The 24,456-nt window shown below is 72.1% G+C and carries 37 protein-coding genes; 20 read left to right on the plus strand and 17 right to left on the minus strand.

What is annotated here, in order from left to right:
• Positions 1-31 precede the first annotated feature (31 nt).
• Positions 32-565: a hypothetical protein gene (locus tag MOX02_RS11435; RefSeq protein ID WP_147025918.1), complete on the minus strand. Its 534-nt coding sequence runs from the start codon at positions 563-565 to the stop codon at positions 32-34.
• Between the two features lie 260 nt (positions 566-825).
• Between MOX02_RS11435 and MOX02_RS11440 the strand changes: the two genes are divergently transcribed.
• The 4 genes from MOX02_RS11440 to MOX02_RS11455 all read left to right on the plus strand — a co-directional run bounded on the left by MOX02_RS11440 (position 826) and on the right by MOX02_RS11455 (position 2,841).
• Positions 826-1,062 carry a hypothetical protein gene (locus tag MOX02_RS11440; RefSeq protein WP_238179378.1) on the plus strand — a complete coding sequence of 79 codons (237 nt, stop codon included), beginning with the start codon at positions 826-828 and terminating at the stop codon, positions 1,060-1,062.
• A 102-nt stretch (positions 1,063-1,164) separates the two neighbouring features.
• Positions 1,165-1,632: a thioesterase family protein gene (locus tag MOX02_RS11445; RefSeq protein ID WP_147025920.1), complete on the plus strand. Its 468-nt coding sequence runs from the start codon at positions 1,165-1,167 to the stop codon at positions 1,630-1,632.
• Positions 1,633-1,870: 238 nt separating this feature from the next.
• A complete protein-coding gene (locus MOX02_RS11450; protein WP_238179377.1) occupies positions 1,871-2,335 on the plus strand; it encodes a Ros/MucR family transcriptional regulator in 465 nt (154 codons plus the stop codon).
• A gap of 167 nt (positions 2,336-2,502) precedes the next feature.
• Positions 2,503-2,841: a hypothetical protein gene (locus MOX02_RS11455; RefSeq protein ID WP_147025922.1), complete on the plus strand. Its 339-nt coding sequence runs from the start codon at positions 2,503-2,505 to the stop codon at positions 2,839-2,841.
• A gap of 31 nt (positions 2,842-2,872) precedes the next feature.
• On the opposite strand, the gene MOX02_RS11460 is transcribed toward MOX02_RS11455, so the two are convergent.
• The 3 genes from MOX02_RS11460 to MOX02_RS11470 form a co-directional block, all read right to left on the minus strand.
• Entirely contained in the window at positions 2,873-3,223 is a 351-nt protein-coding gene (locus MOX02_RS11460; protein ID WP_147025923.1) for a hypothetical protein, read from the minus strand.
• Between the two features lie 27 nt (positions 3,224-3,250).
• The gene (locus tag MOX02_RS11465) at positions 3,251-3,493 is read right to left on the minus strand and encodes a hypothetical protein (protein WP_147025924.1); all 243 of its coding nucleotides are present in this window, start codon (positions 3,491-3,493) and stop codon (positions 3,251-3,253) included.
• 107 nt (positions 3,494-3,600) lie between these two features.
• Positions 3,601-4,101 (minus strand): Mut7-C RNAse domain-containing protein, encoded by a 501-nt coding sequence (locus tag MOX02_RS11470; protein WP_147025925.1) that lies wholly within the window; start codon positions 4,099-4,101, stop codon positions 3,601-3,603.
• Between the two features lie 175 nt (positions 4,102-4,276).
• Between MOX02_RS11470 and MOX02_RS11475 the strand changes: the two genes are divergently transcribed.
• On the plus strand, positions 4,277-5,290 hold the full coding sequence (locus tag MOX02_RS11475) for an oxidoreductase (protein WP_147025926.1): 1,014 nt from the start codon (positions 4,277-4,279) through the stop codon (positions 5,288-5,290).
• Here the strand turns inward: MOX02_RS11475 and MOX02_RS11480 are convergent.
• A complete protein-coding gene (locus MOX02_RS11480; protein ID WP_147025927.1) occupies positions 5,287-6,084 on the minus strand; it encodes a fumarylacetoacetate hydrolase family protein in 798 nt (265 codons plus the stop codon). The genes MOX02_RS11475 and MOX02_RS11480 overlap by 4 nt on opposite strands.
• A gap of 220 nt (positions 6,085-6,304) precedes the next feature.
• On the opposite strand from MOX02_RS11480, the gene MOX02_RS11485 reads away from it, so the two are divergent.
• From MOX02_RS11485 to MOX02_RS11495, 3 genes are all read left to right on the plus strand, one after another.
• On the plus strand, positions 6,305-6,490 hold the full coding sequence (locus tag MOX02_RS11485; RefSeq protein ID WP_147025928.1) for a ribosome modulation factor: 186 nt from the start codon (positions 6,305-6,307) through the stop codon (positions 6,488-6,490).
• Between the two features lie 312 nt (positions 6,491-6,802).
• Positions 6,803-7,063 carry a PilZ domain-containing protein gene (locus MOX02_RS11490; RefSeq protein ID WP_147025929.1) on the plus strand — a complete coding sequence of 87 codons (261 nt, stop codon included), beginning with the start codon at positions 6,803-6,805 and terminating at the stop codon, positions 7,061-7,063.
• 154 nt (positions 7,064-7,217) lie between these two features.
• Positions 7,218-7,469 carry a pilus assembly protein PilZ gene (locus tag MOX02_RS11495; RefSeq protein WP_147025930.1) on the plus strand — a complete coding sequence of 84 codons (252 nt, stop codon included), beginning with the start codon at positions 7,218-7,220 and terminating at the stop codon, positions 7,467-7,469.
• Between the two features lie 227 nt (positions 7,470-7,696).
• On the opposite strand, the gene MOX02_RS11500 is transcribed toward MOX02_RS11495, so the two are convergent.
• The gene (locus MOX02_RS11500; RefSeq protein WP_238179376.1) at positions 7,697-8,158 is read right to left on the minus strand and encodes a hypothetical protein; all 462 of its coding nucleotides are present in this window, start codon (positions 8,156-8,158) and stop codon (positions 7,697-7,699) included.
• A gap of 136 nt (positions 8,159-8,294) precedes the next feature.
• Positions 8,295-8,795 (minus strand): hypothetical protein, encoded by a 501-nt coding sequence (locus MOX02_RS11505; protein ID WP_147025931.1) that lies wholly within the window; start codon positions 8,793-8,795, stop codon positions 8,295-8,297.
• Between the two features lie 291 nt (positions 8,796-9,086).
• On the opposite strand from MOX02_RS11505, the gene MOX02_RS11510 reads away from it, so the two are divergent.
• The 3 genes from MOX02_RS11510 (at position 9,087) to MOX02_RS11520 (ending at position 12,643) form a co-directional block, all read left to right on the plus strand.
• Positions 9,087-10,997, plus strand: coding sequence for a potassium transporter Kup (locus tag MOX02_RS11510; protein WP_147025932.1), 1,911 nt, complete (start codon positions 9,087-9,089; stop codon positions 10,995-10,997).
• A gap of 108 nt (positions 10,998-11,105) precedes the next feature.
• Positions 11,106-11,474, plus strand: a complete 369-nt coding sequence (locus tag MOX02_RS11515; RefSeq protein ID WP_147025933.1) for a hypothetical protein — start codon at positions 11,106-11,108, stop codon at positions 11,472-11,474.
• A 38-nt stretch (positions 11,475-11,512) separates the two neighbouring features.
• A complete protein-coding gene (locus MOX02_RS11520) occupies positions 11,513-12,643 on the plus strand; it encodes an FAD-dependent monooxygenase (RefSeq protein WP_147025934.1) in 1,131 nt (376 codons plus the stop codon).
• Positions 12,644-12,680: 37 nt separating this feature from the next.
• Here MOX02_RS11520 and MOX02_RS11525 read toward each other — a convergent pair whose 3' ends face one another.
• Entirely contained in the window at positions 12,681-12,884 is a 204-nt protein-coding gene (locus MOX02_RS11525; protein ID WP_147025935.1) for a hypothetical protein, read from the minus strand.
• A 111-nt stretch (positions 12,885-12,995) separates the two neighbouring features.
• Entirely contained in the window at positions 12,996-13,265 is a 270-nt protein-coding gene (locus MOX02_RS11530; RefSeq protein ID WP_147025936.1) for a hypothetical protein, read from the minus strand.
• A 467-nt stretch (positions 13,266-13,732) separates the two neighbouring features.
• On the opposite strand from MOX02_RS11530, the gene MOX02_RS11535 reads away from it, so the two are divergent.
• From MOX02_RS11535 to MOX02_RS11550, 4 genes are all read left to right on the plus strand, one after another.
• Positions 13,733-13,942, plus strand: a complete 210-nt coding sequence (locus tag MOX02_RS11535) for a cold-shock protein (protein ID WP_147025937.1) — start codon at positions 13,733-13,735, stop codon at positions 13,940-13,942.
• A gap of 102 nt (positions 13,943-14,044) precedes the next feature.
• Complete coding sequence (locus MOX02_RS11540) at positions 14,045-14,407, plus strand: DUF6481 family protein (protein ID WP_147025938.1); 363 nt, start codon at positions 14,045-14,047, stop codon at positions 14,405-14,407.
• A 148-nt stretch (positions 14,408-14,555) separates the two neighbouring features.
• Entirely contained in the window at positions 14,556-14,942 is a 387-nt protein-coding gene (locus tag MOX02_RS11545; protein WP_147025939.1) for a hypothetical protein, read from the plus strand.
• Between the two features lie 290 nt (positions 14,943-15,232).
• Positions 15,233-16,576: a vanadium-dependent haloperoxidase gene (locus tag MOX02_RS11550; protein WP_147025940.1), complete on the plus strand. Its 1,344-nt coding sequence runs from the start codon at positions 15,233-15,235 to the stop codon at positions 16,574-16,576.
• A gap of 53 nt (positions 16,577-16,629) precedes the next feature.
• Here the strand turns inward: MOX02_RS11550 and MOX02_RS11555 are convergent, their stop codons facing one another.
• A complete protein-coding gene (locus MOX02_RS11555) occupies positions 16,630-16,926 on the minus strand; it encodes a hypothetical protein (RefSeq protein WP_238179375.1) in 297 nt (98 codons plus the stop codon).
• Positions 16,927-17,133: 207 nt separating this feature from the next.
• Here MOX02_RS11555 and MOX02_RS11560 point away from each other — a divergent pair, with 207 nt between their 5' ends.
• Positions 17,134-17,349 carry a hypothetical protein gene (locus tag MOX02_RS11560; RefSeq protein WP_147025941.1) on the plus strand — a complete coding sequence of 72 codons (216 nt, stop codon included), beginning with the start codon at positions 17,134-17,136 and terminating at the stop codon, positions 17,347-17,349.
• Positions 17,350-17,435: 86 nt separating this feature from the next.
• Here MOX02_RS11560 and MOX02_RS11565 read toward each other — a convergent pair whose 3' ends face one another.
• Positions 17,436-17,798, minus strand: coding sequence for a hypothetical protein (locus tag MOX02_RS11565; protein ID WP_147025942.1), 363 nt, complete (start codon positions 17,796-17,798; stop codon positions 17,436-17,438).
• 156 nt (positions 17,799-17,954) lie between these two features.
• Here MOX02_RS11565 and MOX02_RS11570 point away from each other — a divergent pair, with 156 nt between their 5' ends.
• Positions 17,955-18,569, plus strand: a complete 615-nt coding sequence (locus MOX02_RS11570; protein ID WP_147025943.1) for a PAS domain-containing protein — start codon at positions 17,955-17,957, stop codon at positions 18,567-18,569.
• A gap of 228 nt (positions 18,570-18,797) precedes the next feature.
• Positions 18,798-19,121 (plus strand): hypothetical protein, encoded by a 324-nt coding sequence (locus MOX02_RS11575; RefSeq protein ID WP_147025944.1) that lies wholly within the window; start codon positions 18,798-18,800, stop codon positions 19,119-19,121.
• 9 nt (positions 19,122-19,130) lie between these two features.
• Here the strand turns inward: MOX02_RS11575 and MOX02_RS11580 are convergent, their stop codons facing one another.
• Complete coding sequence (locus tag MOX02_RS11580; RefSeq protein WP_147025945.1) at positions 19,131-20,039, minus strand: LysR family transcriptional regulator; 909 nt, start codon at positions 20,037-20,039, stop codon at positions 19,131-19,133.
• A 452-nt stretch (positions 20,040-20,491) separates the two neighbouring features.
• On the opposite strand from MOX02_RS11580, the gene MOX02_RS11585 reads away from it, so the two are divergent.
• Entirely contained in the window at positions 20,492-20,833 is a 342-nt protein-coding gene (locus MOX02_RS11585; RefSeq protein WP_147025946.1) for a hypothetical protein, read from the plus strand.
• Positions 20,834-20,962: 129 nt separating this feature from the next.
• Positions 20,963-21,229, plus strand: a complete 267-nt coding sequence (locus tag MOX02_RS11590) for a hypothetical protein (protein ID WP_147025947.1) — start codon at positions 20,963-20,965, stop codon at positions 21,227-21,229.
• A 15-nt stretch (positions 21,230-21,244) separates the two neighbouring features.
• Here MOX02_RS11590 and MOX02_RS11595 read toward each other — a convergent pair whose 3' ends face one another.
• The 5 genes from MOX02_RS11595 to MOX02_RS11610 form a co-directional block, all read right to left on the minus strand.
• The gene (locus MOX02_RS11595; protein ID WP_147025948.1) at positions 21,245-21,454 is read right to left on the minus strand and encodes a hypothetical protein; all 210 of its coding nucleotides are present in this window, start codon (positions 21,452-21,454) and stop codon (positions 21,245-21,247) included.
• A gap of 34 nt (positions 21,455-21,488) precedes the next feature.
• The gene (locus tag MOX02_RS31175; protein ID WP_170267824.1) at positions 21,489-21,665 is read right to left on the minus strand and encodes a hypothetical protein; all 177 of its coding nucleotides are present in this window, start codon (positions 21,663-21,665) and stop codon (positions 21,489-21,491) included.
• 164 nt (positions 21,666-21,829) lie between these two features.
• Positions 21,830-22,909: a DUF3616 domain-containing protein gene (locus tag MOX02_RS11600; protein WP_147025949.1), complete on the minus strand. Its 1,080-nt coding sequence runs from the start codon at positions 22,907-22,909 to the stop codon at positions 21,830-21,832.
• A 184-nt stretch (positions 22,910-23,093) separates the two neighbouring features.
• Complete coding sequence (locus MOX02_RS11605; protein ID WP_147025950.1) at positions 23,094-23,864, minus strand: potassium channel family protein; 771 nt, start codon at positions 23,862-23,864, stop codon at positions 23,094-23,096.
• Between the two features lie 147 nt (positions 23,865-24,011).
• Positions 24,012-24,374, minus strand: coding sequence for a PRC-barrel domain-containing protein (locus MOX02_RS11610; protein WP_147025951.1), 363 nt, complete (start codon positions 24,372-24,374; stop codon positions 24,012-24,014).
• Positions 24,375-24,456 lie beyond the last annotated feature (82 nt).

A 24,456-nucleotide genomic window follows, 5' to 3' on the forward strand; every position in this document is an offset into this window, starting at 1 on the left:
CTGACCACCATGCACTGAGGCCCGGGCGGGTTCAGGGAAACCGGCACGAGCCGTAGCTGATGCTGACGTCGGACATCGATTCCGGGTTCATCTGCGACTTGGCGAACTTGAGCTGCGAGAAGTCGAGCGTCAGGAAGTAGATTCCGTTCTGGCACTTCATGGTGTTGCGCGGGCGGCCCTCGTTGAGCCGGGGCGTGACCTTCTGGCACTCGTAGAACTCGGACTTGCCGGCCGAGATCAGGTTGAGGGTGTCGCCGCCGGACGTCAGCGAGAAGGAGCGGCGGTCGATCTCTTCCGTGCGCGGCGCGTCGGGCTTCGCCGGCTCGCTCAGGCGCACCGAGACCTCCTCGGAGCAGATCAGGGCGCGCCGCGTCTGCGCCAGGGCGGGTGAGACGACCGGCAAGACGACAGGTGACGCGCACGCGAGCGACAGCGCGATACCGATCACCATCCGCATGATGATGCCCCCTGCTCTGCCGCGGCGGCGACCGTTGCTGTCGTCCTTCGCGCGGCAGATCCTTTTGTTTCCCGGCCTCGATCCGAGTTCAAGAAGCGCGCCGGCCACACCTCCGGTATACCGCATCGGTCCGGTAGCGCACGGAGCGGGGCGGAGAGCGCTTCCAATCCACCGCAGGGTACCGGCCCGCGAGCGCGGAACGCTCGAAAGTCACCGTGCGGCGGCCCGGCCGAGCGATACTGATTCCCCGACCGGACGATCTGAACAGGCGGGAAGCGTATCAAGACGAGCCCGCTTAACCGATTGATCACACCGGCGGCTTAGCGTCGCACGGTCCCTCGCGAAGGCTGCCCGACATGCCGTTCTGGATGCCAGCACTGTCTCTCGGCGGCCTCGTCTGCCTGATGATCATCCCGGCTCCCGGGATCTGGGGCGTGGTCATCGGCGCGCTCTGCCTGTTGACGATCCTCGTCTGGGCGATCGCCGCGGTGATCGACCGGATGCTGGAGCCCGTGCGGCGCAGGCTCATGGCCTGGCGCGAGACCCGGGCCCGCAAGCGCCGGCGCGCGGTCCATTCCGGCTCCGGGATCGCCCGGAAGGTCTGACGCCGCCCGCTCCGGTCTCGCGGCGCCGCGGAACCCTTGCCCGCGCTGCAGCATACCCGTCTGCCGCCTGCGGGCGGCGCGGGAGTCAGGCAAGGAGCCGGCATGAAGGACGTCCCCATCGGCGCGAAGGGCAGCTACGCGATGCTCGTCGGGCCCCAGCACCTCGCGAGCCAGTTCAAGGACGCGATCCTGCCGCCGGTCTTCGCCACGCCGATGATGGTGCTCGCCATGGAGAACGCCGCCCTGAACGCCATCCGGGAGTACCTCGAGCCCGGCGAGAGCGCGGTCGGCACGAAGGTCGAGGTCAGCCACCTCGCGGCGACGCCGGCCGGCCAGTGGGTGCGGGCCGAGGCGGAGGTCGTCGGGTCGGAGGGGCGCCACCTCGCGTTCCGCGTCGCGGCCTTCGACGAGACCGAGACGATCGGCACCGGAACCCACGAGCGCGTGGTCGTCGATCTCGAGCGGACGGGCCGGCGCCTCGAGGCCAAGCGGCGCGAGGCGCGGGAGGCCAAGGAGGCGAGAGGGGCGACGGTGGTCGAGGCGCCCGCCGGTCCGTCCGGCCGTCCCTGACGGCCGCTCCTGAGCGCTCACGGCGCCGGCCCGCGCGACGCGGCGGGGCTGACGAGATCAGGAAGGTCGTCGCCGCGGGTGGGTGACAGGGAAAAGGATAAGCTGTCCTATATCGCACCCGACGCTGTTGCGGATAGTGTGCGGATTCCTGCAGATTTCTTGCGCCTCTCCCTTGATTCGCTTGACGGCCGGGTGATCTATGCGCCAGAGGGGTGACAAGAACTATAGGATTGCACACGTGGTAGAAGAACCTCAGGTACAGAACCTCGACTTCGTTGAGCTCGCCGGCGATATCGTGTCGGCCTACGTCTCCAACAATTCTCTGCCCGTGGCCGAGCTGCCCGCGCTCATCATGAGCGTCCACGCGGCCCTGAACGGTCTGGTGAAGGGCGAGGCCGCCCCGGCCGAGACCGTCGAGAAGCCGACGTCGGCCCAGGTGCGCAAGTCGATCACGCCGGACGCGCTGATCTCGTTCATCGACGGCAAGCCCTACAAGACGCTCAAGCGCCACCTCTCGACGCACGGGCTCGACCCCTACAGCTACCGCCAGCGCTACGGCCTGCCCAACGACTACCCGATGGTGGCCGCCGCTTACGCCGCCCAGCGCTCCGAGCTCGCCAAGTCCATCGGCCTCGGACGCCCGGGCGGGCGCACGGAGGACGAGCCGTCGAAGGGCCGCCGGAGCCGCAAGGCCGCCGCCTGAATCCGCGGCCGAGCTGCCCCGAGCAGCCCGGCTCCCCGACATTCCGGGCCCGCCGCCGGCGCCCCGGAATGTCGCTTCGCCGCCGCGGCGCGCACGCGCGACGCCGATCGGGAGAATGCGACCGGTTTCCTTCGGTAAATCGCGAGGTCTCCCGGCGAAGTTGCGGCATGGCCCGCGATCCCATCACCGCGAGAAACCTTGCCGCCGCCTCCGCCCTCGGCGGTCTCGTCGTGATGATGCTGGAGCCGGCGCCGAGCTGGAACGCCGTGGGCGTCGGCCTTCTGGCGCTCGCCGCCTTCGCCGGCCTCTCGCTCGCCGGGCTCCGCCGCAGGGCCGGATCCGAACCGGGCGCGGGGCCGCGCCGGATCACCGTCGAAGTTCTCATCGAGGACGGGCCGCCACCTGGGCGGCCCGCCCGCGCCGAGACTGGCGCGGCGGCTCCGCAGACGGTCAGCGCCCATCCGGCCATGCTGGCCGCGGTGCGCGCCCGCCGCGCCGCGCGCTGAGATCCGGATCGTTCTCCGGAATCCTCGATCCTCAGCGGTACTGGTCGCTGCTCGAACTCATGCGGCGCGCGACGTAGTCGCCCGAGCGCGAGGTCTGCCCGAAGATCAGCCAGGCGAGCCCGAAGCCGATCGCGCCGGCGATGAGGAGGCCCGTCGCCGTGACGGAATCCACCTCGCCGACGGCCCGGCTGCCCTGCCGGTAGTAGTGCGCGCCGCGCTTCGAGAGATCGTCCCAGGTGTCCGAAGCCCGGTCGCCCACGCCCTGGAGCGTCTCGCGCGCCTGCTGCGCCATCCCGCCTCCGCCGTCGGAGGGCCGCTTCATGCCGGACCCGGCCTGTCCGGACGAGGTCCCGAGCGGATCGTGTGCGTGAATGTCTGCCACGGCGTGTCTCCTGTTCCGGTCCGGCGCTCAGGCCGGCGTGCCCTTCCTGCTGGTCATCCGGCTGCGGTCCGTCGGCTGCTCGTTGCCGATCTCCGGGTTGCCGCGCGGCTCGATGGCGGGATCGGTGCCGCTCCGGGCCGCGCTTCCCTCGGCGCCCCCGAGATCGAAGCCCGGCCGGTCCGTGCCGCCGGCCGGCCGCTCGGCCGCCTGGCGGTCCGGCCGCTCGCTCGGCACCTTCGGCTCGGTGCCCGCATCCTTGCCCTGCGTCATCGCCGCTCCCTTCCGTGCGGACTCGCGCTCAGAGACCGATCTTCGAACGCCAGGTTGTAGTCCGATGTTCCTTCGTCGCGGCATGCACCGGGCTGCGCCGGCAAGACTCACTCAGAAGTTGCATCTTGCCCGTGAGGGCCGCCGGCGCAGCGGAGGCTCAGCCGGTCGAGCCGCGCCGACATCCGGCGGACGTGGCTGCCCGGCCAGTAGAGCCGGGCGCAGGCCGGGCAGGTGCGGAACGGCCCCGGCAGGGTCCGGCTCGCGGCGGGCGCGCGGGCGATCTCGTGGGGCCCGGCGGGGCGCAGCGGGGCGTTGTCGACGAGGCAGCGGCTGAAGGGCGCGAGGCGCCAGTCGATCGCCCGCGCCCGGCACAGCTCGGCCGCCTGATCGTCGGCCCGCCCGGTCCGCGGCAGCAGGCCGCGGTCGCCGGCCCGGCCCGCCAGGGCGCGGTCGCAGGTCAGGAGAAGGCGCTCCTCGCGCGCGGCGAGGGCCAGGAGTTCGCCGTCCGGCATCCCGGCCGCGGCGAGGCGCGTGTCGTGGCCGGCCGCCCGCAGCAGGGTCGCGAGGCCGCCCATCATCTCGTCGCAGAGGTAGCGCCCGCCCGTCATCCGCACCCGCTCATGGATCCGCGCCCGCGCGGGACCGGATCCGCGCCCGCGCGGGACCGACCCTCCCGCCAACCCAAGCGCCGAGGGCGCGCGCGGTTCTCTGGCGGGCGGAGGGCGCTCCAGGGTGAACCGCGGGCCGCCCCGCCGATTTTCCGGAGCGGAGGAGAGATCACCGATGCCGAAGAGCCGCTGGACCCCCGCAGACATCCCGCCCCAGGCCGGGCGTCTCGCCATCGTGACCGGCGCGACGAGCGGGATCGGCTTCGAGGCGGCGAAGGCGCTCGCGGGGGCGGGCGCCCGCGTCGTGCTGGCCGCGCGCGACGCGGCCAAGGCGGACCGCGCCGTGGCGGCGATCCGGCAGGCTCATCCGGAGGCTCAACTGGAAGTCCGGCCTCTCGACACGGCGCGCCTGTCCTCCGTGCGCGCCTTCGCCGACGCCTGGCGGGCCGAGGCGCGATCGATCGACCTCCTGCTCCTGAACGCCGGCATCGCCTCGGTGCCGCGGCGCGAGGAGACCGAGGACGGGTTCGAGCGCCAGCTCGCCACGAACTATCTCGGCCATTTCGCCCTGACGGGGCTCCTCCTGCCCGCCCTGCGGCCCGCGCCGCACACCCGCGTGGTCGCGGTGGCGAGCATCGCCCACCGCTCGGGGCACATCGCCTTCGACGACCTGCAGCGGCGCCGATCCTACGGCCCGCAATCCGCCTACCGGCAGACCAAGCTCGCGATGCTGATGTTCGCCCTCGAACTCGACCGCCGGCTGCGGCAGGCCGGCTCGCCGGTCCGGGCGCTCGCCGCCCATCCGGGGCTGGCGCGCACCGACATCACCCGGCGGGGCGACCGGGCCGGGCCGCTGGCGCGGCTCGCGGGGCGCGCGATCTTCGGCGCGATCGGACAGTCGGCCGCGCGGGGGGCGCTGCCCCTGCTCTACGCGGCCGCCGCCCCGGAGGCGCAAGGCGGCGGCTATTACGGGCCGGACGGCCCGCGCGAGTGCTGGGGCGGCCCGGCGCCGGCCGCGGTGGCGCCCCACGCCCGCGATGCGGCGGCGGCGCGGCGCCTCTGGCAGGTCTCGGAGACGCTGACGGGGGTGCGCCCCGGGATCCCCGGCGCCGCGGCGCCGGCCGCCGCACCGCGCGACGCGGCGGGGCCGCGCGACGCGGCGGGGCCGCGCGATGCGGCGGGCGTCTAGACGATGCGGATCGCGAGGTCCGGCAGGCCCGCGATGCTCCCCCGCAGCACGTCGCCCCGGACCACCGGGCCGACGTTCTCGGGCGTTCCGGAGAAGATGATGTCGCCGGGCATCAGCTCGAAGGCGCCCGACAGGTTCGCGATCTGCTCGGCCACGGACCAGATCATGTCCGACAGGTCGGCCTGCTGGCGCACCGTGTCGTTCACCGCGAGCTGGATGCGGCCCTTCGGCAGGTGGCCGCTCCGGTCGGCCGGGGTGATCGGCGTGATCGGCGCGGAATGGTCGAAGCTCTTGCCGATCTCCCAGGGCTTCTTCTGGTCGCCCATGCCCCGCTGCAGGTCGCGGCGCGTCATGTCGAGGCCGGTGGCGTAGCCGTAGACGTGGTCCAGCGCCCGTTCCTTCGGGATGTCGCGCCCGCCCGAGCGCAGGACCGCCACGAGCTCGATCTCGTGGTGGTAGTTCCTGGTGAGCGTCGGGTAGGGGTGCTCGCCCACCTGCCCCGGCGCGACGACCTGGATCGCGTCCGCGGGCTTCTGGAAGAAGAAGGGCGGCTCACGGTTGGGGTCTGAGCCCATCTCGCGGGCATGGGCCGCGTAGTTGCGCCCGATGCAGTAGATCCGCCGCACCGGGAAGGACCGGTCCTCGCCGAGGATCGGGATGGTGGCCTGCGGCAGCGGGAACAGGGGCGAGGCCGCACCCGGCTCCGCCGCGGCGGTCCGCGCGAGGGCGTCGGCCGCCGTGGCGGCGAGGCCGCCGGCGGCGGTGAGGGCGGTGCGTCGGGTGATGGTGCTCATCGGTCGGGTCCCAGGGATGCGGTGCCGGCCCGCTGCGCCGGCGCGCCGGTACGAAACGCTACCCCAGGACGACCTCCGGAGGTAGCCGGGGCTCCCGCCCCGCCCGCGTCGAGGGGGCCGAGCGGCGCGGCCCGCCGACGGATGAATTCGCCGGAACCTTGGACGCGGCCGGTGTTGTCTTGAGAGAGCGGTTCGCCCGCGGATCCTCGAGGAGGCAAAGATGACCGAGCGGCACGCAGCGATCATGGACCCGATCGGCGAGGGCGCCCACGCCCGCGCCGTGGGGCGGCCGAAGGATGCCTGCCCCTACCCTGCCGGCTCGCCCGAGCGGCGCGCCTGGTTCGAGGGCTACGACGGGGCGCCCGCGGACGAGGGCCCGGATCTTCCCCTCGACGCGAGCCGCTGACGGCCCCGGACGGAAGGCGGGCCGCCCGAGGGCGGCCCGAAGTCGAGGGAGGAAACGCCCGTCCGAGACGGGAAGCGGCGGCCCGCGAGACGGCAATCCGCAGCCGCCGCAAACTCTCAACCGGCCCCGCGCCCGCCGGTTCCTGGAAATGTATCTTGCATTCAGTCGCAGCTCCGAGCGCGGTCCCGAGCGGTGCCGGGGCCGGATCGTTGCGCGTCTGCCGCACCGGTCGAGGCGGACCCGGCGCGTTAAGGAACGGTTAAGGACCGCGGCGGACAGTTGTTCTTGCCAAGAGTTCACGAGAACATCTTCATGTCCGAGTATCGCTCCGTTCCGCGGCGCCAGACACTTCGGCACGCCGAGATCATCATCAGCGCGGCGCTGGCCTTCACCTGTTCCGTGGGGAACCTCACGGATGCGGGCGCGCTGCTCCTCGTGCGCAGCGAGAGCGCGATCCCCGACGCCTTCGAGCTGACGATCGGCCCCTGCGACGACCGCCACGCCTGCCGCGTGATCTGGCGGCGGCCGGGAGAGGTCGGCGTCTCCTTCGAGCGCGCGGGCGGCGAGATCTGAGCGCGGAAATTCGAGCGGCAGGCTCTTTTGAGGTAGTCGCCGGAGAATTCGAGCCGGTGAATTGACAGTTTCCGACCCATGAACTCTGCTGAGATTTGAACGAATACGCGTCAGGAGGAAGCCGTCTTCCGCAGGGCAGCGACAGGAGCTTGCCATGTTCGTAGATCGGCGCGAGCCGTCCACCCGCATCGTGTTCGGTCTCGGCACGGTGGCCTTCGAGGGGCGGCCCGACGACATCGACTGCATCGTCTGGGGCACCAGCGAGACCGGCGCGACGATCGAGGTCGAGCCTGAGGTCAGCCTGCCCTACACGGTCCGGTTGCGCGTCGCCGGCTACGGCTTCGACCGCCTCTGCGTGGTGGTCTGGCGCCAGGGCCGCAAGCTCGGCCTCGACTACGCCTGCTAGGGCACGGTCTCGCGCGGAACCGGCGGTTCCGCGGACGGGCTCCCGTGGCGCCGCACGGTCCCGATCGGTAACGGAACGTTAAGGGTTTGTGCGCGAGCCTGCGGGCGTCGCTACGACCTCCCTTCGGGGTGGCCGAACGGCAAGCGGGCCGCGCAGCTCCGGTGCTCACACCGAACTGCCGGCCCGATGTCGTTTCAGGAGCGCGCCGAGGGCCCGCGCGGGCCGCCTCAGCCCCGGCGGCTGAGGGCGGCGGGGGCGGGGCAGGCCGCGTCGAAGGGCCCGAGCACAACGTCGCCCTGACGCGGGTTGTTGACCGTGAACGGCTTCGTGCCCTGCATGCCGAGGAAGCCGCGGCCGAGCGCCGAGACGTAGAACTGCGTGCCGAACTCGATGTAGCAGCGGTCGAGGATCGCCTGGTAGCTGAACTGCGTCCGCGCGACCGTCGCCTCCGCGCCGCTGAAGGTCGGGCACTGGACGCCGAGATCGAGCGTGCCGGGCTGCGAGAGGCGCAGGGACGCCGACGAGCCGGGGCGCAGGCTGATCGGCGGTCCGCCGTCCTGGCTCACGACGAGGATATAGGCCGAGCGGTTGTAGACCCGCCGCAGGCAGTCGGCGGAGGCGTCGCCCGCCCATCCGGCCAGTGCGGCGGCGGCGAAGAACGCGGACCAGAGCTTCGAATGCTGGCGCATGGCCATCCCGTCTCCCTCGGCCGTCGGCGGATGCGGCGACGCGCCGGACTGTGATCCCTTCCGGATCTAGCGCGCTCGCGGGCGAAGTGGATTCCGGTACGCAGTCAAACGTTGCATCGCGAGGTCCGCCGCCCGCTTAGCAGCGGTCGCAGATCGGCTTGGCGGCCTTGGCGCCGTCGGTGAGAAGGTCGTTCATCATCTTCTCGCGGTCGTAGGACGGGGAGAGCTTGCCGGCCGCGGCCGCCGCCCGCGCGGCGCGCAGGCTCGCCGTGGTGGGCGGCTCCTGCGAGGCCGCAGCCGGCGAGGCGGCGGAGGCCGATTCGGCGGCCGTGAGGTCGGCCGGGTTCGCCGGCGGCGCGATGGTCGCGAAGTTCACGCGCGGCTGCGCCTCCCAGCGGGCGCGCGCCGCCGCCGTGCGGTTCAGGGCCCGGTAGGGCTCGGTCGACCCGCGCCGGACGGCGTCGCCGCCGAGCAGCGTGCCGGGGACCGTGACCTCCGGCATCGGCCCCTCCCCGCTCTCCACCGGCACGGCGCCGGGGGCGAGGGAGGCGTACTGCGCCGAGGGCGGGAGCAGGTGGTTGCACCCGCTGACGGTGAGCAGGAGCCCTCCGCTCACCAGAAGCCGCTTGCTGAACATGCCGGAAAGCTCCTCCGTCCTGGATCGGGCTCGCACGATGGCGCGGACCTTAAGCGTAAAGGCGGACGGCGCGAGAGTGCCGAATGGTCACACTGACCGAAGGGTATCAGCCCAAACCATAAGAATATTTGCGGATCGTCTTGTCGATGGCCGATGATATTCCCGATGATCCTGCGCGCACCGCGCGATTCTCCTCCGCCTCTCTCCTCCGCCCCGAACGATTTCCTGCCCTCGGCCGTTGAAGGCCGTCCCTCGGGACGGGCCCCGGTCTCGGAGCGGAGAGAGCCGTCGATGTCTGCCAGCGCCACGCCGGGATCGCCGTCGACGCCGGCCCTGCCGCCGGCCGCCGCCGACCACGGCGCGCGCACGGGCTTCTGGGCGCTGACCCTCGGCTCGGTCGGCGTCGTCTACGGCGACATCGGCACGAGCCCGCTCTACGCGCTGAAGGAATCCCTGCACGCGGCCTCCGGCGGGCACGGCCCCACCCGTGAGATGGTGTTCGGCGTCGTCTCGCTGATCCTCTGGGCGCTGATCCTGATCGTCACGCTGAAATACGTGCTCATCGTGATGCGGGCGGACAACGACGGCGAGGGCGGAACCCCCTCCCTGGTGGCGCTCGCCCAGCGGGCGATCGGCCGGACCGGAGGGCCGGTGATCGTGCTCGGCATGGTGGGCGTCGCCCTGTTCTACGGCGACGCCATCATCACGCCGGCGATCTCCGTGCTCTCGGCGGTCGAGGGGCTGAAGCTCGTCACCCCGGCCTTCGAGCCCTACGTCGTGCCCCTCGGCCTCGCGATCCTGATCGGCCTGTTCGCGGTCCAGAGCCACGGCACGGCGCGGGTCGCGACCTTCTTCGGGCCGATCACGGCGCTCTGGTTCACCATCATGGCGCTCGGCGGGCTCGGCCATATCGCCGACGACCCGGGCATCCTGGCCGCCTTCAACCCAGGCTACGGCGTCGCCTTCCTCATCGGCCACGGCACGGCCGGGCTCCTCGCCCTCGGCGCCGTGTTCCTGGCCGTGACGGGCGCGGAGGCGCTCTACGCCGACATGGGCCATTTCGGCCGCGGGCCGATCCGCACGGCGTGGTTCGGCCTCGTGCTGCCCGCGCTCGCCCTCAACTACCTGGGCCAGGGCGCGATGCTGCTCGCCCACCCCGAGCGGATCGAGAACCCGTTCTTCCTGCTCTACCCGTCCTGGGCCCTGCTGCCGATGGTGCTGCTCGCCACCGTGGCGACCGTGATCGCGAGCCAGGCCGTGATCACCGGCACCTTCTCGATCACGCAGCAGGCCATGCAGCTCGGGCTGCTCCCGCGCATGCGCGTGCAGCGCACCTCCGAGACCGAGAAGGGGCAGATCTACATCCCGCGGGTGAACGGGTGGCTGCTCGTGGCCGTCGTGTTCCTGGTGGTGATGTTCCGCTCCTCGAGCGCGCTGGCGGCGGCCTACGGCATCGCGGTGACCGGCGACATGGTCATCACCGCCTGCCTGATCTTCGTCGTGGCCTGGAAGGTCTGGCGCTGGTCGCCCGCCCTCGCGGCCCTCGTCATCGCGCCCTTCCTGCTGATCGAGCTGGTGTTTCTGTCCGCCAACGCCCTCAAGCTGCTCCACGGCGGCTGGGTGCCCCTGACGATCGGGGCGGCGCTCGTCACGGCGATGTGGACTTGGCGGCGCGGCTCGGCGCTGATCGCCGCGGAGATCCACCGCCGCCGCCTCCCGCTCTCCGAATTCACGCGCATGGCCGAGACCGGCTCGGTCCAGCGGGTGCCCGGCACGGCCGTGTTCCCCACGGGCACGCCCGGCGACACGCCCGGCGCCCTGATGCACAACGTGAAGCACAACCGCGTGCTGCACGCCCACAACGTGATCCTGAACGTGGTGACGGAGGACCTGCCGCGGCTGCCGGACGCGGAGCGCGTGACGGTCCGGCGCCTCTCCGACGCGTTCTCCTGCGTGAGCGTGCGCTTCGGCTTCATGGAGATCCCCGACCTGCCGCGCGCCCTCGCGGCGGCCGGCTTCGACGCGGGCAGCCTGTCCTACTTCCTCACGCGCCGGATCCTCGTGGCCTCCCCCGAGACCGGCATGCCGGTCTGGCAGGACAGGCTCTACATCGCGATGGCGCGCACGGCGACGGACGCCTCCCGCTACTTCCGCATCCCCGTCGACCGGGCGGTGGAGATCGGCGCGCGGATCGCCATCTGAGCGCGGCGGTACGGGTCCGGACGGAATCATCCCGAAACGATCGCGAAATCTTGCGGACATCCGCGCCTGCTAACGGGGCGGGCTCGCGAGGATGCGGGAGGCCTTCCCATGCACCACAAGACGTTCGGCGGCGCGAGCGACGCCCTGTTCCGGAGCGTCGCGATCCGGACCTTCAGGGCCTGCGCGGCAAGCGGCCGGCCCGCGCCGTCTCGCCCCGAGGACGGCGCCCCGCGGGACGCGGAACCCGCGCCCGCGGCATCCGGCACCCCCTGCCGGGTGCGCCTCTGGAACGGGTCCGCCTTCGACGGCATGCTGTCGGGCCGCACCGGCAGGGGCGCCCGGCTGCGCCTGCCCCGCCCGGCCTACGTCCCCGACGTCTTCACCCTGGAGATCGGCGCCGGCTCCGAGCAGCGTCCCGCCCGCGTCGCGTGGCGCGGGCGCGACGAGATCGGCATCGAGTTCCTGGAGGTCGTCTGACGGCCGGGAGCGTTCCGCCGCACGGAGAATCCGCACGCATGAACCACGCAGATCCCGGGCGCGTCCTCGTGGCCGGTGCCGGCGTCGCCGGCCTGGCCGTGGCGCGGGCCCTGAGCCGGCGCGCGATCCCGAGCCTCGTGCTGGAGCGGCGCGCCGGGCCGGCCGATGCCGGGCTCGCCGTCAACCTGCCGGGCAACGCGGTGCGCGCCCTCGCCGACCTCGGCCTCGGCGAGGCGCTGCAGGATCTCGGCACCCCGGTGCGGCGGCGCGAGTACCGCACCGAGCGCGACCGGCTGCTCTTCGCGGTCGACGAGGACGCCTTCTGGGGCGCGCAGGCGCGGCCGCGCTGCCTGCGCCGCGCCGACCTCCTGCGCCTGCTCGCCCGCGATCTGCCGGAGGGCACGGTCCGGAGGGAACGCGGCGTCGCCTCCGTCCGGCAGGATCCGCAGGGCGTCGTGGTGGAACTGACGGACGGCGGGGTGGAGCGGGGCGGGCTTCTCGTCGGGGCGGACGGCGTGCACTCGGCGGTGCGGCGCACCGTGTTCGGCGGCTCGGCCACCGAAGCGGCGCTCCTCGCGCGGGCGAGCTGGCGCTTCATGGCGCCCGATCCCGGCGTCGAGGGCTGGACCCTCTGGGCCGGCGCGGGCTGCCTGTTCCTGCTGATCCCGGTGGACCGGGGCGAGGCCTACGGCTGGGTCACGGCGGACGCCGCGGCGGCGGGCGGTGGGACGGAGGGCCTCGAAGCGGCCTTCGCGAACTTCCCGCGCCTCGTGCGCGACACGCTCGCGCGGGTGCTGGCCGAGCCCGCCGCGCTCCACCACTCGCCCCTGGAGGAGGTCCGCGCGCCGGCCTGGCACCGGGGCCGCGTGCTCCTGGCGGGCGACGCCGCCCACGCCACCGCGCCGGTCTGGGCGCAGGGCGCGGCGCTGGCGCTCGAGGACGCCCTCGTGCTGGCGGATCTGCTGGCCGGGGAGCCGGACCGGAGCCAGGTCGGCGCGGCCTACGAGGCGCGGCGCACGCCCCGCGTCGCGCACGTGCAGGCGATGACCGATCGCCTGTCGCGTACGGCCCGGCTGCCGGGCTGGGCGCGGAACGCCCTCCTCCCGTTCATCGGGCCGCGCAGCTACCGCGCGACCTACGGCCCGCTCCGGACGCCGGTGGCGGGCTGAGCGGGCGCATTCTGTCTCGCGGAAGCCGCGGGCCGCGCTAGGCCGCGGTCTCGCCGTCCGCGGCGGCCGGGCTCGCGACCGGCTGCGGCTCCGACCGGACGGAATTTCGGCGCGGCCGGTTGAAGGAGACCTTCTCCGGCTTCTCGACCGCGCCCGTCTGCTCGGCGATGCGCTTGGCCCGCGCGTTGAAGTCGCTCATCGAGATCGAGCGCGCGTTGCCGGTTCTGTTGTCGTGGGCCACGGGAGCCTCCGTTTTGACCGCGGCCGGCAGGGCCGCCCGGTCGGGTTTGATGTGCGGTCCGCGCCGGCGCGCCCGTGGGCGTGCGTCGGCGCCGATGTCGTCGCCGCCCCGTCAGGGCTGGCCGTGCTGCTCGCGACCGGGCCGCGCCTCGGGGGCGGGCGAGCGGGTCACGCTGCGGATCGCCCGCTGCGGCCGGCCGGATTTCTGCGCGATGACCTCGTCCTGCGCGGCGATCACCTCGCGGGCCGGCAGGTCGCCGTCGAGGCCGCCGAGCACCTCCACGGGGACGCGCCGGTTGGAGGCCTGAGAGCCGTCCTCGTAGATGACGTCGAACAGCACGGAGCCGCGCTCCAGCGGCTTGGACTTGAGACGCTTGGCCATGGTTCTCGGGAATGTTCTCACGGATCCGAACCGGCCGGACGGCCGCTCCGAAAAGATCAACGGCCACTGATGGCAGGAGGCGTGCGCGTACATCCGGCGTCACCCCGTCCCGGCACCGTGGCCGTTTCCGGTCGCGCGCAGCGAAGGCTCGCGACCGGCATGAGCGGGATATGGCGCCGCGACCGCCTCTCGGCAAGAAGCCCGCGCGAAATTCCCGGCCTGCATGCCGGGAAAACCCGGATCAGGCCCTGATTTCCGAAAGTTTTTCGCGCTCAGCAGCCCGCGCTTGTCAGTATCGCCGGTATGGCGTAGGAGATGCAGATCGATCTTTGGCCAGATATTCGGCCGTTTCGCCCCTCGAGGGCGCGCGCTCTGCATCTCTCCCACATTTCGACGCCGGGCGACCTTGGCGCTGCGGTGCGTCCGCCCGGCCTGTTCTCACGCCGCACAACGATATGGAACGAACGATGAGCACTGGAACCGTGAAGTGGTTCAACGAAACCAAGGGCTTCGGCTTCATTCAGCCGGATGACGGCGGCAAGGACGTGTTCGTCCACATCTCCGCCGTCGAGCGCTCGGGCATGCGCACTCTCGTCGAGGGCCAGAAGGTCGCCTACGAGATGGAGACCGACCGCCGCTCCGGGAAGCAGTCGGCCGGCAACCTGAAGGCCGCCTGAGCCGCACGTCTCACTGATCGTCTCCGAAGCCGCCCCGACCGGGGCGGCTTCGTCCGTTTCTCGCGGGCCGGCATCGCGCCGCACCGCGCACCAGGAGTCTCCGTGGGTCAGTTCAAAGCCAATCAGCTCGTCGACCGTCTCGAGACCGCCGCCAAGGCGCGGCAGGCCGCCCTCGCCCGCTTCCGGGACCGCCCCGCCGCCGACGACCCGGCGGTGCTCGCCCGCCAGTCCGCGCGCCGCGCCATCGTCCAGGCGCGGGAGGATCGCGCCGAGGCGCGCGAGCGGGCGCGCCGCGCCGCCGAGGCGCAGCGGGAGGCGGAAGCCCTCGCCGAGCAGGAGCGGCAGATCGCCGAGCTCGCCCGCCAGGCCGCCGAGAAGGCGGAGCGGCAGGCCGCGCTGGCGGCCGAGCAGAAGGCGGCCCGCGACGCCCGCTTCGCCGCGCGCAAGGCGCGGGCGCGCCGCTAGAGCGGCCGCTAGAGCGCTTGGCTGCCGAATCGGTCGCCGGTTCGGTTCGCCGCCCGCGGATCGGCGCTTGCGCCGGCGCGGGCGGGCTGCCTAACCTTCCCGGCCCTGACGAGGCTCCGGCCGCGCGGGAACTCCGAGGAGGCAGACGATGGCGGCCGTCGAACTCTCCGTCGAGGCGGGCCCCGGGACCGGCCTGCAGCTCACGGTGCGGGCGGGCGGCAGGACCATCGGCCTGCCGATCGACGCCGACCAGGCGGCCCGGCTCGGCGAGGCGCTTCTCGCCGCGAGCGTCCTGTGCGGCCCGCTCTGCCCGCCCCTGCCCCTGGGCTCGCGGATCACGAGGGGCCGGGTTCCCGCCGCGAGCTGGCGGGTCGGCGCGATCGATCGCGGCCGGCGCCCGGTTCTCGACGTCCGGCTGGTGAGCGGGGCCGAGCTCTCGATCATGCTCACCCCGGACAGCGCCGTCGCGTGCGGCGAGGAGCTCGCGATGACGGGCAGGCTGGCGCTAGTGCCCGAGGACGGGCCCCGGAACTAGATTCCCGCGTTAGGCAACATTGCCTCGGCGGCCGCGATCCGTTCGGACGAAAAGTCGGGTATTTGCTTCATTCCAAACGCGATTTGCCGGGCGCGATTTCAAAATTCCGGTTTTGTCCTGTTGCCCTAACATTTGTTTTTTGCTCTGGCACTGCGTCCGGGCCAGCATCCGTGCCCCTGAACTGCTTGCTCGTCTCCATCGTGCCGCCCAGCAGATCGGAGCCTATCCGGGTCCGATCGCGCTGAGACCCGCCCTGTCGCCCTGCGCCGGCGGGAAGAGGAGAGCGCCGGATGAGATCGGACCGCTGGGATTCATCACCGTTCTCCGCAGAGGCGTGGCGCGGGCCGCCCGGTGACGAACGGGCACCGCCCGACCGCCGGCACGACGCGCCCGACCCGGATCCCGGCTTCGACAACGCCGTCCTCGACTGGAACCAGATCGCCCTCGACGCGATCCGGCACGCCTCGATCACCAACCCGCCCGAGGACGCGCCCTACGTCTCGCGGGCGCTCGCGATGCAGAGCATCGCGATGTTCGACGTGCTCCAGGCCATCGCGGATCGGCCGGGCTTCCTCGTGAGCCTCGACGCGCCGGCCGGGATCTCGGCGGACGCGGCGGTCAGCGCGGCGGCCCACGAGATCCTGGTGGAACTGTTCCCGGACTACCGGCGGGCCCTCGACCGGGCCTACGAGGCGCGGCTCGACGAGATCCGGGACGGCCGGGCGGAGGATCAGGGCATCGCCTTCGGCACGAAGGTCGCCGAGGCGGTGATCGCCGCCCGTGCCGACGACGGCTCGGAGGAGCTCGCCCATCTCGGGCTCGTGGCCGGGCACGAGCCGGGGGAGTACCGGCCGACCCCGCCGGACTACACGCTCGCCATCCAGCCGGACTGGGGAGACGTGAAGCCCTTCGTGCTGGCGAGCGCGGACCAGTTCCGGCCCGGCCCGCCCCCGGACGTGACGAGCGCCGCCTATGCCGAGGATTTCCGGCAGGTGAAGGCGCTCGGCGCGGTGGACTCGCAGGTGCGGACGCCGGAGCAGACGCTCAGCGCCCTGTGGTGGTCGAACGACGAGGACAGCTACACGCGCGTCGGGCAGTGGAGCGACATCGCCGACCACATCCTCGCCGAGCAGGGGCGCTCGCCGCTGGAGAGCGCCTATCTCCTGACCATGCTGAACGTCGGCCTCGCGGACGCGATCACGGCGTGCTGGGAGACGAAGTACCACTACGAGGCGTGGCGGCCGGTCACGGCGATCCGCGAGGCGGGCGAGGACGGGAACCGCGCCACCCGGCCGGATCCCGACTGGCTGCCGCTCCTGCCGGCAACGCCGGACCACCCCGAGTACACGTCCGGCCACTCGGTCATCGGCGCGCTCGCCGCCAAGGTGATGACCGACTTCTTCGGGCCGATCCCCTTCTCGGCCACCAGCGAGACGGTGCCGGATGTGGTGCTGCGCTTCGACGATTTCGACGCGGCGGCGCGGGAGGAGGCGATGAGCCGGATCTACGCCGGCGTGCACTTCGCCTACTCGACCGAGGCGGGGCTCGTGATGGGCGCCCAGGTCGGCGACGTGGTGGTGGACGCCTTCCACGAGAGGTTCGACGTGCCGAGCCGCGACGGCCACATGGTCTGAGCGGCCCGCGGCGGCGCGGCACCGGCTCGCGCGCCGCCCCCCGGGGTGCGACGTCAGTGAATCAGGGCGACGACCAGGGAGAGCGCGCCGACCAGCGCCAGACCCGCGCCGATCTGCACCGTGCGGAAGGTTTCGACGGACAGGCGCCGGTTGTCGTTGGCGGCGCGAGGGCGCGTGCGCAGCAAGTAGCGGTCGAGAGCGGGCTCGGGCGGTTCGAGCCACTGTTCAGACGTCCGCTTCGCCCTGGCGGTATACATGCGGCGTTTCCCTGTCGTCTCTGACGCGGGCAGCCGGTGCTTCATGGTCAAGCTCGAACGGAGCTTATCGGCGGCCGCGCTGCCGGGCAGCATTAATCAGATCCGGACGTCCATGTCCATGCAGAATAGCGCCTGTCCCGCTGTAGACGTGGCAGCATACTGCAAAAACGCCGGGGCTGGCCTGGAAACCTGCCTCATGCATGCGCTGGACGAATGACTGGTGTGTGGTGTCTGGTATGCCAAAACGTTTTGTGCGGTGCCATAAATGCTGCAACGCAAACGCCACACGGGACGCCCACCATGATCTCTCTCTTCCTCACCGCCGCCGTCGTCGTCGGGGCCGCCAACGTCGCCCTCGTCACCTTCCTCGCCGACCGCCTCGGCCCGAAGGCCGGCACTCTCGCCACCGGCGAACTCTTCGCCGCTACCGGCAGCGCCCCGGCCTCCGGCAAGTCCGGCGCCGTCCGCGCCGGCAACGAGAACGCCCCTTACGAGGCCGCCAAGCGCGTCGCCTGATCGGGTTCCGGCGCCGCACCGGCGCCGCGGACGACGAGCCCCGCCGGGATCCGGCGGGGCTTTTTCATGTCCGGAACCGGCCGGTCTCAGCCCGCGGCCGCCTTGATCAGATCGAGGTAGCGGCGGCGCTCGGCGGGATCGCGGATCCGGAGATAGGCGCCGATCAGGTCGAGGCACTCGCCGAGGCTGTCGGCGCCCGCGCCGTTCGCGGCAGGGTCGGCCGCCGGCGGGGCGGCGCCGCGCGTCGCGGCGGCGCGGTAGAGGGCGCCGGGCTCCACGTTCAGCGTCTCGGCGATCTGGCGCAGGAGCTCCGCGCTCCGGCTCCCCTCCGGGGCCTCGGCGGTGCCTCCGAGGCCGCTGCCCGCACCGGACCCGCTCTCCGCCGAGGGATCGTCCTCTGCCCGGTCCTCGTGCCTCAGGAACTTCGACGGTGGTGCCTTGGAGCCCAACGCCGCCCTCCTGTCGCTGCGAACGCCCTTGTTGCTACAACTTTAGCGAAAAGCCGTCGCTCTTGCTACGCGGCGCCTGCGCGCTCATCACCTCTTGAAGTTGTATGCTCCTTCCGTTCTAACCTGTCGCATATCCGATCCGGATCGACGTGGACGATGGCATTGCCGAAGCTCAAGAAGGACGGCCTCGTGGCCTCTCCGAGCGCGTTCCAGGGCTTCCTCGACGCGCTGGACGTCGTGGGCAGCTGGGAGTGGGACGTCGGGCGGGACTCCCTGGTGGCGGACGCGCTCGTCGCGACCCTGTTCAGCGTGGATCCGGACCGGGCCGAGGCGGGCACCCCCCTGCGCGAGTTCGTGTCCGGCATCCACGTCGACGACCGCAAGCGAGTGACGCGGCAGATCGGGCAGTGCGCGCGGGTCGGGGGCTCCTACGTCGCGGAGTACCGCGTCTGCTCGGCGGACGGGCAGATCCGCTGGGTGCTCGCCCGCGGCCGCTTCGACCTCGCCGCCTCCGGCGAGCCCCTGCGCGGGCGCGGCATCATCATCGACATCACGCCGGCCCGCATGAGCGAGGAGGCCTACGTCTCCAGCGACATGTTCGCAGCTGCGCACCCGCTCGAGCGCGCGGCCGAGCGCTGCCTCGCTGCCAAGAAGGCGGTCAGTGAAGTCGGCGACACGCACCTGCAGTTGCTGGCCGACATGCTGCTTCTGGAAGTCGGCCGCAGACTAGCCAAACTCGAGGACCAGTCGCGCCGCAAGCTGATGAACTAGACGCGCGGATGTTCTCGCCACGTTCCGGTGCTCCGCCCGCGACCAAGCGCGCGGGACCGATCGCGAGACCGATCCGGTGTTGCCGGAAATCAACTTTCCGTTAGCTAGCTGCATCGATCTGGCGCGCACGATGTATCCTGCACATTGTATACGCTTGCGCTATCGTGTCGGGCACGGCCGCGCCGGCACGAATACGCGCGCGGCCCGAAGGCGCCGAGAGGAATGCAGATGATCCACTTCGATCCGGAGGACCGGAAGGGCTCGCCGGGGGCGGCCGCGTTCGGGAGCGGCCTCGACGAGCACGGCCCCGATCTCCTGAACGACGCGGCGCGCCGCTCGCTGGATCAGGTCGCGGACGCGCTCGGCGTCACGACCGCGCTGCTCGGGCGGCACACGGCCTCCGAGGCGGCGCAGGACGCCGAGGCCGCGACCCTGCTGGAGGCCTCGAAGCTGCTGCAGGCCTTCGTCACGATCGCGGATCCCGAGGCCCGTCAGCGCTGCCTCGCCTTCGTCGCGGACGTCGCGGCCCGCGAGCGCCAGGGCCGCGGCTGAGCGCGCCGCTCAGGCGGCGCCCGAGAACACGCCGTTGAGGCGCCGCGACATGAAGTCGATGTAGCTGCGCGTCTTCGCGGGCAGGAGCCGGGACGTGGTCACGATGTAGACCGACGTCTCCGGCAACTCCCAATCCGGCAGAACCGGCTCGAGACGGCCGCTGCGCACGTCGCGCTCGACGTTGATGTCGCTCGCCATCGTGATGCCGCGGCCGGTCACCGCGAAGCGCCGCGCGAGGCTGCGGTGGTTGCAGGAGATCCGCCCGGCGACGGTCGTGCTGACGACCTCGTCCCGGCGGGTGAACTGCCAGGTTGCGCTGCCGGAGGCCACCGGCAGCACGATGTCGTGCTCCGCGAGGTCGTGCGGGTGCTCGGGCCGGCCCCGCGCCTGCAGGTAGCCGGGTGCCGCGAACAGCCGGTTCGCGGTCGCGCCGACCCGGCGCACGATCAGCGAGTTCTGCGTGGGCTCCTCGCTGGTGATCGCCAGATCGTAATCCTCGCTCACGAGGTCGACCTGCGCGGCGTGCAGGTCGAGGTGGACGTGCACCTCCTCGTGCAGGGCCGAGTACTCCGCGGTCAGCTCGGGCAGGTGCTGGACGGCCCAGAAATCCGGCGGCGCCGCGACCTTGAGGAAGCCGGTCGGGCCCTTGGCCTGCGCGACCAGCTCGTCGAAGCTGCGCTGCGCGTCGTCCACGAGCCGCGTCGCCTGGGCGAGGTAGCTCTCCCCCGCCGGCGTCAGCACGGTCCGGCGGGTCGTTCGGTCGAGCAGGCGGATGCCGATGCTCGCCTCGAACTCGGCGATGCGGCGAGACAGCGAGGAGACGGGCATGTCGAGCGCTTCGGCGGCCCGGCTGAAGCTCCGGCGCTTGGCAACCTCGACGAACAGGGCGATGTCGCGAAGGATCTGGGGGCTCGGCATGGATCGGTGCGGTCTCGGCTCGGATGCGGTTGCGGCTGCGCCGGTTCTCTCTAGGTGCGCAACCACAGGTAATAATGCGGACGTTGATGGCGGGTTACCCCGCTGATCCTTTGATGGTAAATACTTCCTGAAAAACTATTTCAGGAAAATTTTATCGATATTCGATTTTGAGATCAGAGGATCTGCAAGGCATGTAACGGCGTGCCGATGGAAACGACGTCCAAAGCCGCGGCAAAATAGTTTTGCATCCCGTGGACAGGCTTATCCACCCGGGCGGCTTACCTCGCTCGTCGCCGTCTGGCAGCCTGCTTGCGCACGATAGACTTCCGCTCCACGCATCCGAGATCGTCCGGCTCTCGCCACAATCGAAGCGGTCTGCCCGCTTTCGCGACGGGTCCGGGCAACCTGGCCGATCGCCGTGGGGCGCCGAGCAGTCACGAGGAAGGCTTCAGATGTCCGCAGAGATCTTCGCCACCCCCCTCACGGCCTACATCAACCCGCGGCGGCCCGACCTCGGCAAGCGCCGCATCACGTCCGTTTCAGAGGGCCTGTCCGCCCTCTACGGCCACGGCCTGATCGAGGTGCGCGACGGCGCCCGCAGCGACCTCTGGGACGAGGCGGCCGGCGCCCTGTGCGCGGCCTATCTGCAGGCGGACCCGGAGCGGACGGCGGCGGCGCGCACGGCCCTGGAGCGCCTCCTGAAGGCGGTCTCGCCGATCGCCAACAAGCGCCGGAAGGCCCTCGCCTCCGACGATCTCGCCCTCTGGTACGCCGCGGGGGCGCTGCCGTCCTGAGCGGCGCCGGCCGCCTCCCGGGCCCGGGGGCCGGCGCGAATGTTAACGTGGTTAACATATCCTGATGCGCGGCGTGCCGGGCTGTGGGATGATCCCGCGTCACGGCAGAAACCTGCACGGGAGAATGTGATGTCGACCGCGATCGCCTTCAACATCTTCCGGCGGCGGCGCCAGCGCTCCCTGTGCTGCGCGGTCCGCCAGAGCAAGCCGGTCCCGCTCTTCATTCAGGGCGAGACCTGGGAGTTCGGCGGCACTCTGAGCCCGTCGGAGGCCCTGCCCGCCGGCTTCCAGCTCGAGGCCGCCGACGACGCCACGCGCATCCTCGGCTACTACCTCTTCCACGGGCTCAGTCCCGCCCATCACGGTCCGGCGGCGGAGCCCACTGCGCCGGCCTGATCGTGGGCCAGGCCGTCAGGTCCGCCGCGGCATCGCCCCGAGATGCAGGAAGCTCCGCTCGCCGGTGGCGGCCTCGGCTACATGGTCGATGGCGGCCAGGAGCTCGCCGAGGGTCTGCGGCGGCGCGGTCTCCACGCGGACGCGGCGGGCCGCCGTCCGCCCCGCGATGAGCTGCGCCTCGGTCAGCGCGTCGAAGTCCCGCCGTCCCCGTCGTTGCCGGCTCATCCCGTCACCCCGCTCTGCGTTGCTCGCGCGAGCCTCACGCGCCGTGCGTCCCGGGCGCCGAGGAGCGCGCGAGGCCCCGGAGGCTGGAGATCGCGATGACGCAGCCGAGGCCGAGCAGGCACAGGCAGCCGAGGAAGGCCGCCGGGCGGCCTCCGGAGAGCAGGGCGGCCACGACGAGCACGAACGCAGCAAGGCCGATCATCACGGTCATGGGCACCTCCTCCCCTGGCGGTACCCGAGCAGGGTTAATCGCGCGTTAACCACGCGGGCGCGGCGCCGGCGCTCTGCTCGGCATCCTGATCGGGCGCGCCGCCGGGACGGTCCTCGATGGCTGGACGGCCCGCGCGCGGCGCCGAGGCCGCGCGAGGCGGCGCCCTATCGGCGCTCGTAGATCCAGGGCCCGCCGCTGCGCAGGCCGTCGAACAGGACGAGGAAGCGCCGCGCCTGCCCGTCGAGGGGCAGGATGCCCTCCGCCTTCGCCCGCTCGTCGCGGCCGGCCGGCACGTCCTGCAGCGCGGTCAGGAACTCCAGCCGCCCCCCGGGCCGCGCCTCGGCGGCGTGGACCCGGAACGGGATGCCGGCCTGCCGGCGTGTCGGCCCGGACAGGACGAGCAGGCGCCCGTCGTCGAGGGCGGCGAGGTCGCGGATCCCGACGCCCTCGCCGAGGTCGAGCTCGATGCGCTCGCCCGCCGGGGCGGAGCCCCTCCCCTCCGGCGCGAAGAGGTCGTCCGCGCGGACGGCGAGGACGAAGGCCCTGCCGCCGATCGAGGGCGCCCGCAGGCCGAAGAAGAGCCGGTCGCCGATCGCCGCGACGCCCTCGATGTTCAGCCCGTCCTGCGCCTCGTCGAGGTCGCGGCCGTAATGGGGGCCGACCACGGGATCGCGCCGCAGGATCTCGTTGAGCCGCCACGTGGTCTCGACGGAGCCGAAATCGTTGCTCGGCGGCACGCCGTCCGGATCCACCCGCAGGCGCGCCAGCAGGAAGGCGGAGCGGACCGCGTTGCGGTCGCGGCGGGCGCAGCCGTGCGAGCCCACGACGTAGTAGTAGGGCGCGGCGTAGGCCACGCCCTCCCCGTCGAGGTCCTTGAAGCCGCCCTTGCCCTTTGAGCAGCCGAGGCGCTTCGGCTTCCGGCCCCGGATCTCGCGCCGGTGTTCCCGGTCGATCAGGAAGACGAGGTCGCCGCCCTGGAGCCGCTCCGCGTCGAGGGTCGCGAGCTGCGCGTAGGTGTCCTGGTCGTTGACCACGAGGCAGGACCGGCGTCCCTGCCCGTCCGGCGGCAGGCAGGCGATGCCGCTGACGTCGAGGGCCGGCTCCAGGCCGTCCCTGCCGTCGGTCCGGAACCCCTTGGCGGCGAACTCGGTGCCCGTGTAGGCGGGAGGCTCGGCCCCGGCGGGCAGCGGCGCGAGACAGGCGAGCAGGGCGAGCGCGGGCGCGAATGTCGGGCGCAAGGTCATCGGGGCCGTCTCCTCCTGCCGTGCGACGGCGGGATCCGCCGCCCGGTCGCACCGACCGGGGTCGCCGATCGGTATTGAGAACCCGTTGCCGCGATCGGGCAATTTGTCCGCGCCTGCGCCTGCCGCCCCGCCCCCCGAGGGTGCGGTGGCGCATCCGCGACGTCGCGGGCGGACATTCCTCCCGTCAGTCGCCGCCCTCGTCCGGAATGTTGAGGATGGTGCCGCACGCCTTGCAGTGCACGGCGTCCGGCTCGTGCCGCTGCAGGCCGCAGGCCGGGCAGGAGAAGCGGACCTTGTAGGGCCGGAACAGCACCTGGGCGAGGCGCAGGAACAGGGTCACGCCGCAGATCATCACCACGACCGAGATCAGCCGCCCGCCCGTGCCCTGGAGGGTGACGTCGCCGTAGCCGGTCGTCGTCAGCGAGGTGACCGTGAAGTACAGCGCGTCGACGTAGTTGCCGATGTTCGGGTTCGAGCGGTGCTGGGTGGCGTAGACGATGCTCGTCATGACGAAGATGAACACGACGAGGTTCACCACCGCGATGATCACCTCCTCGTTGCGGCGGAAGAAGGCGCTGTCGGCCCGCAGGCGGTCGAGCACCTGGTAGGTCCGCAGGAACCGCAGCGTGCGCAGGATGCGCAGGAAGCCCGCCCCCTCGCCGACGATCGGCGCCAGGAAGGACACGATGGCGGCGAGATCCGCCCAGGTGGTCAGCCGCAGGAACTCGCGCCAGGGCCGCGGGCAGATGCTCAGGCGCGCGAGGAAATCGGTCGCCACCGCCACGCCGATCAGCACGTCGATGCCCTCCACCACCCGCTGGCGCGGCGCGAACGAGGAGACGACGATGAACAGCAGGGTCGCGAGGTCGAAGATCAGCAACCCGTAGCGGAAGCGGTGGGCGCGGTCGGTCTCGCCCTCGTAGTATTCGCGGAGCTTCGTGGTGAGTGCGTGCATGGGTGCGGTTCTGCGGCGGGCCGGCCCGGATCGGCCGATCCTGTAACGCAGGTGACCGCGTCGGCGCTCACCGGTGCTGCACCACCGGCCGCCCTCCTCGGCCGGCGCCGGCACGCGGCGGTCCAGGGACCGCGTGCCGCGTGATCCTCACAGGGGGCCCGCGTAGTACTCGCTCAGCGTCTCCCACTCGCGGCGCGACAGCAGCGTGTCGTCGCGGGAGAACTCGGGCGCGTCGCGAAGCTGCTCCTCCGTGATGGTCGTATGGTAGCCGTGCCGCTTCGTGTCGTAGTGCAGCTGCTCCCAGGGGATCGTGTGGACCTCGGAATCGAGGTCCAGAAAGCCGCCGAAGGCGGTGACCGCGTAGACCACCTGGCCGCTCACCTTCTCGATCACGAGGCGCTTGATGGTGCCGATCCGCTTGCCGCTCGCGTCGAAGACGGCGGTGCCCTCGACGCGATCGCTCTCGATCAGCGGATGGCTCGGCACCGCCGACGTCACCGTCTCTTCCATGGCTCGTTTCCCTCGGCTCTCGTTGCCGCGGCGGCTGCGGGTGGGCGCGCCGTCGTCTCGCCGAGGCTGTGCCTCGCCGCGC

It is taken from the genome of Methylobacterium oxalidis, assembly GCF_007992195.1.
In the GTDB taxonomy this organism is placed as follows: domain Bacteria; phylum Pseudomonadota; class Alphaproteobacteria; order Rhizobiales; family Beijerinckiaceae; genus Methylobacterium; species Methylobacterium oxalidis.

Coding starts and splice junctions, on each gene's coding strand:
- MOX02_RS11610 (WP_147025951.1), bottom strand. CDS start 24,374: ATGGAAGAGACGGTGACGTCGGCGGTGCCGAGCCATCCGCTGATCGAG.
- MOX02_RS11560 (WP_147025941.1), top strand. CDS start 17,134: ATGATCTCTCTCTTCCTCACCGCCGCCGTCGTCGTCGGGGCCGCCAAC.
- MOX02_RS11570 (WP_147025943.1), top strand. CDS start 17,955: ATGGCATTGCCGAAGCTCAAGAAGGACGGCCTCGTGGCCTCTCCGAGC.
- MOX02_RS11505 (WP_147025931.1), bottom strand. CDS start 8,795: ATGTTCAGCAAGCGGCTTCTGGTGAGCGGAGGGCTCCTGCTCACCGTC.
- MOX02_RS11470 (WP_147025925.1), bottom strand. CDS start 4,101: ATGACGGGCGGGCGCTACCTCTGCGACGAGATGATGGGCGGCCTCGCG.
- MOX02_RS11595 (WP_147025948.1), bottom strand. CDS start 21,454: ATGAGCCGGCAACGACGGGGACGGCGGGACTTCGACGCGCTGACCGAG.
- MOX02_RS11585 (WP_147025946.1), top strand. CDS start 20,492: ATGTCCGCAGAGATCTTCGCCACCCCCCTCACGGCCTACATCAACCCG.
- MOX02_RS11495 (WP_147025930.1), top strand. CDS start 7,218: ATGTTCGTAGATCGGCGCGAGCCGTCCACCCGCATCGTGTTCGGTCTC.
- MOX02_RS11520 (WP_147025934.1), top strand. CDS start 11,513: ATGAACCACGCAGATCCCGGGCGCGTCCTCGTGGCCGGTGCCGGCGTC.
- MOX02_RS11535 (WP_147025937.1), top strand. CDS start 13,733: ATGAGCACTGGAACCGTGAAGTGGTTCAACGAAACCAAGGGCTTCGGC.
- MOX02_RS11480 (WP_147025927.1), bottom strand. CDS start 6,084: ATGAGCACCATCACCCGACGCACCGCCCTCACCGCCGCCGGCGGCCTC.
- MOX02_RS11600 (WP_147025949.1), bottom strand. CDS start 22,909: ATGACCTTGCGCCCGACATTCGCGCCCGCGCTCGCCCTGCTCGCCTGT.
- MOX02_RS11500 (WP_238179376.1), bottom strand. CDS start 8,158: ATGCGCCAGCATTCGAAGCTCTGGTCCGCGTTCTTCGCCGCCGCCGCA.
- MOX02_RS11545 (WP_147025939.1), top strand. CDS start 14,556: ATGGCGGCCGTCGAACTCTCCGTCGAGGCGGGCCCCGGGACCGGCCTG.
- MOX02_RS11590 (WP_147025947.1), top strand. CDS start 20,963: ATGTCGACCGCGATCGCCTTCAACATCTTCCGGCGGCGGCGCCAGCGC.
- MOX02_RS11455 (WP_147025922.1), top strand. CDS start 2,503: ATGGCCCGCGATCCCATCACCGCGAGAAACCTTGCCGCCGCCTCCGCC.
- MOX02_RS11550 (WP_147025940.1), top strand. CDS start 15,233: ATGAGATCGGACCGCTGGGATTCATCACCGTTCTCCGCAGAGGCGTGG.
- MOX02_RS11515 (WP_147025933.1), top strand. CDS start 11,106: ATGCACCACAAGACGTTCGGCGGCGCGAGCGACGCCCTGTTCCGGAGC.
- MOX02_RS11555 (WP_238179375.1), bottom strand. CDS start 16,926: ATGCTGCCCGGCAGCGCGGCCGCCGATAAGCTCCGTTCGAGCTTGACC.
- MOX02_RS11490 (WP_147025929.1), top strand. CDS start 6,803: ATGTCCGAGTATCGCTCCGTTCCGCGGCGCCAGACACTTCGGCACGCC.
- MOX02_RS11510 (WP_147025932.1), top strand. CDS start 9,087: ATGTCTGCCAGCGCCACGCCGGGATCGCCGTCGACGCCGGCCCTGCCG.
- MOX02_RS11580 (WP_147025945.1), bottom strand. CDS start 20,039: ATGCCGAGCCCCCAGATCCTTCGCGACATCGCCCTGTTCGTCGAGGTT.
- MOX02_RS11605 (WP_147025950.1), bottom strand. CDS start 23,864: ATGCACGCACTCACCACGAAGCTCCGCGAATACTACGAGGGCGAGACC.
- MOX02_RS11475 (WP_147025926.1), top strand. CDS start 4,277: ATGCCGAAGAGCCGCTGGACCCCCGCAGACATCCCGCCCCAGGCCGGG.
- MOX02_RS11445 (WP_147025920.1), top strand. CDS start 1,165: ATGAAGGACGTCCCCATCGGCGCGAAGGGCAGCTACGCGATGCTCGTC.
- MOX02_RS11575 (WP_147025944.1), top strand. CDS start 18,798: ATGATCCACTTCGATCCGGAGGACCGGAAGGGCTCGCCGGGGGCGGCC.
- MOX02_RS31175 (WP_170267824.1), bottom strand. CDS start 21,665: ATGACCGTGATGATCGGCCTTGCTGCGTTCGTGCTCGTCGTGGCCGCC.
- MOX02_RS11465 (WP_147025924.1), bottom strand. CDS start 3,493: ATGACGCAGGGCAAGGATGCGGGCACCGAGCCGAAGGTGCCGAGCGAG.
- MOX02_RS11440 (WP_238179378.1), top strand. CDS start 826: ATGCCAGCACTGTCTCTCGGCGGCCTCGTCTGCCTGATGATCATCCCG.
- MOX02_RS11530 (WP_147025936.1), bottom strand. CDS start 13,265: ATGGCCAAGCGTCTCAAGTCCAAGCCGCTGGAGCGCGGCTCCGTGCTG.
- MOX02_RS11485 (WP_147025928.1), top strand. CDS start 6,305: ATGACCGAGCGGCACGCAGCGATCATGGACCCGATCGGCGAGGGCGCC.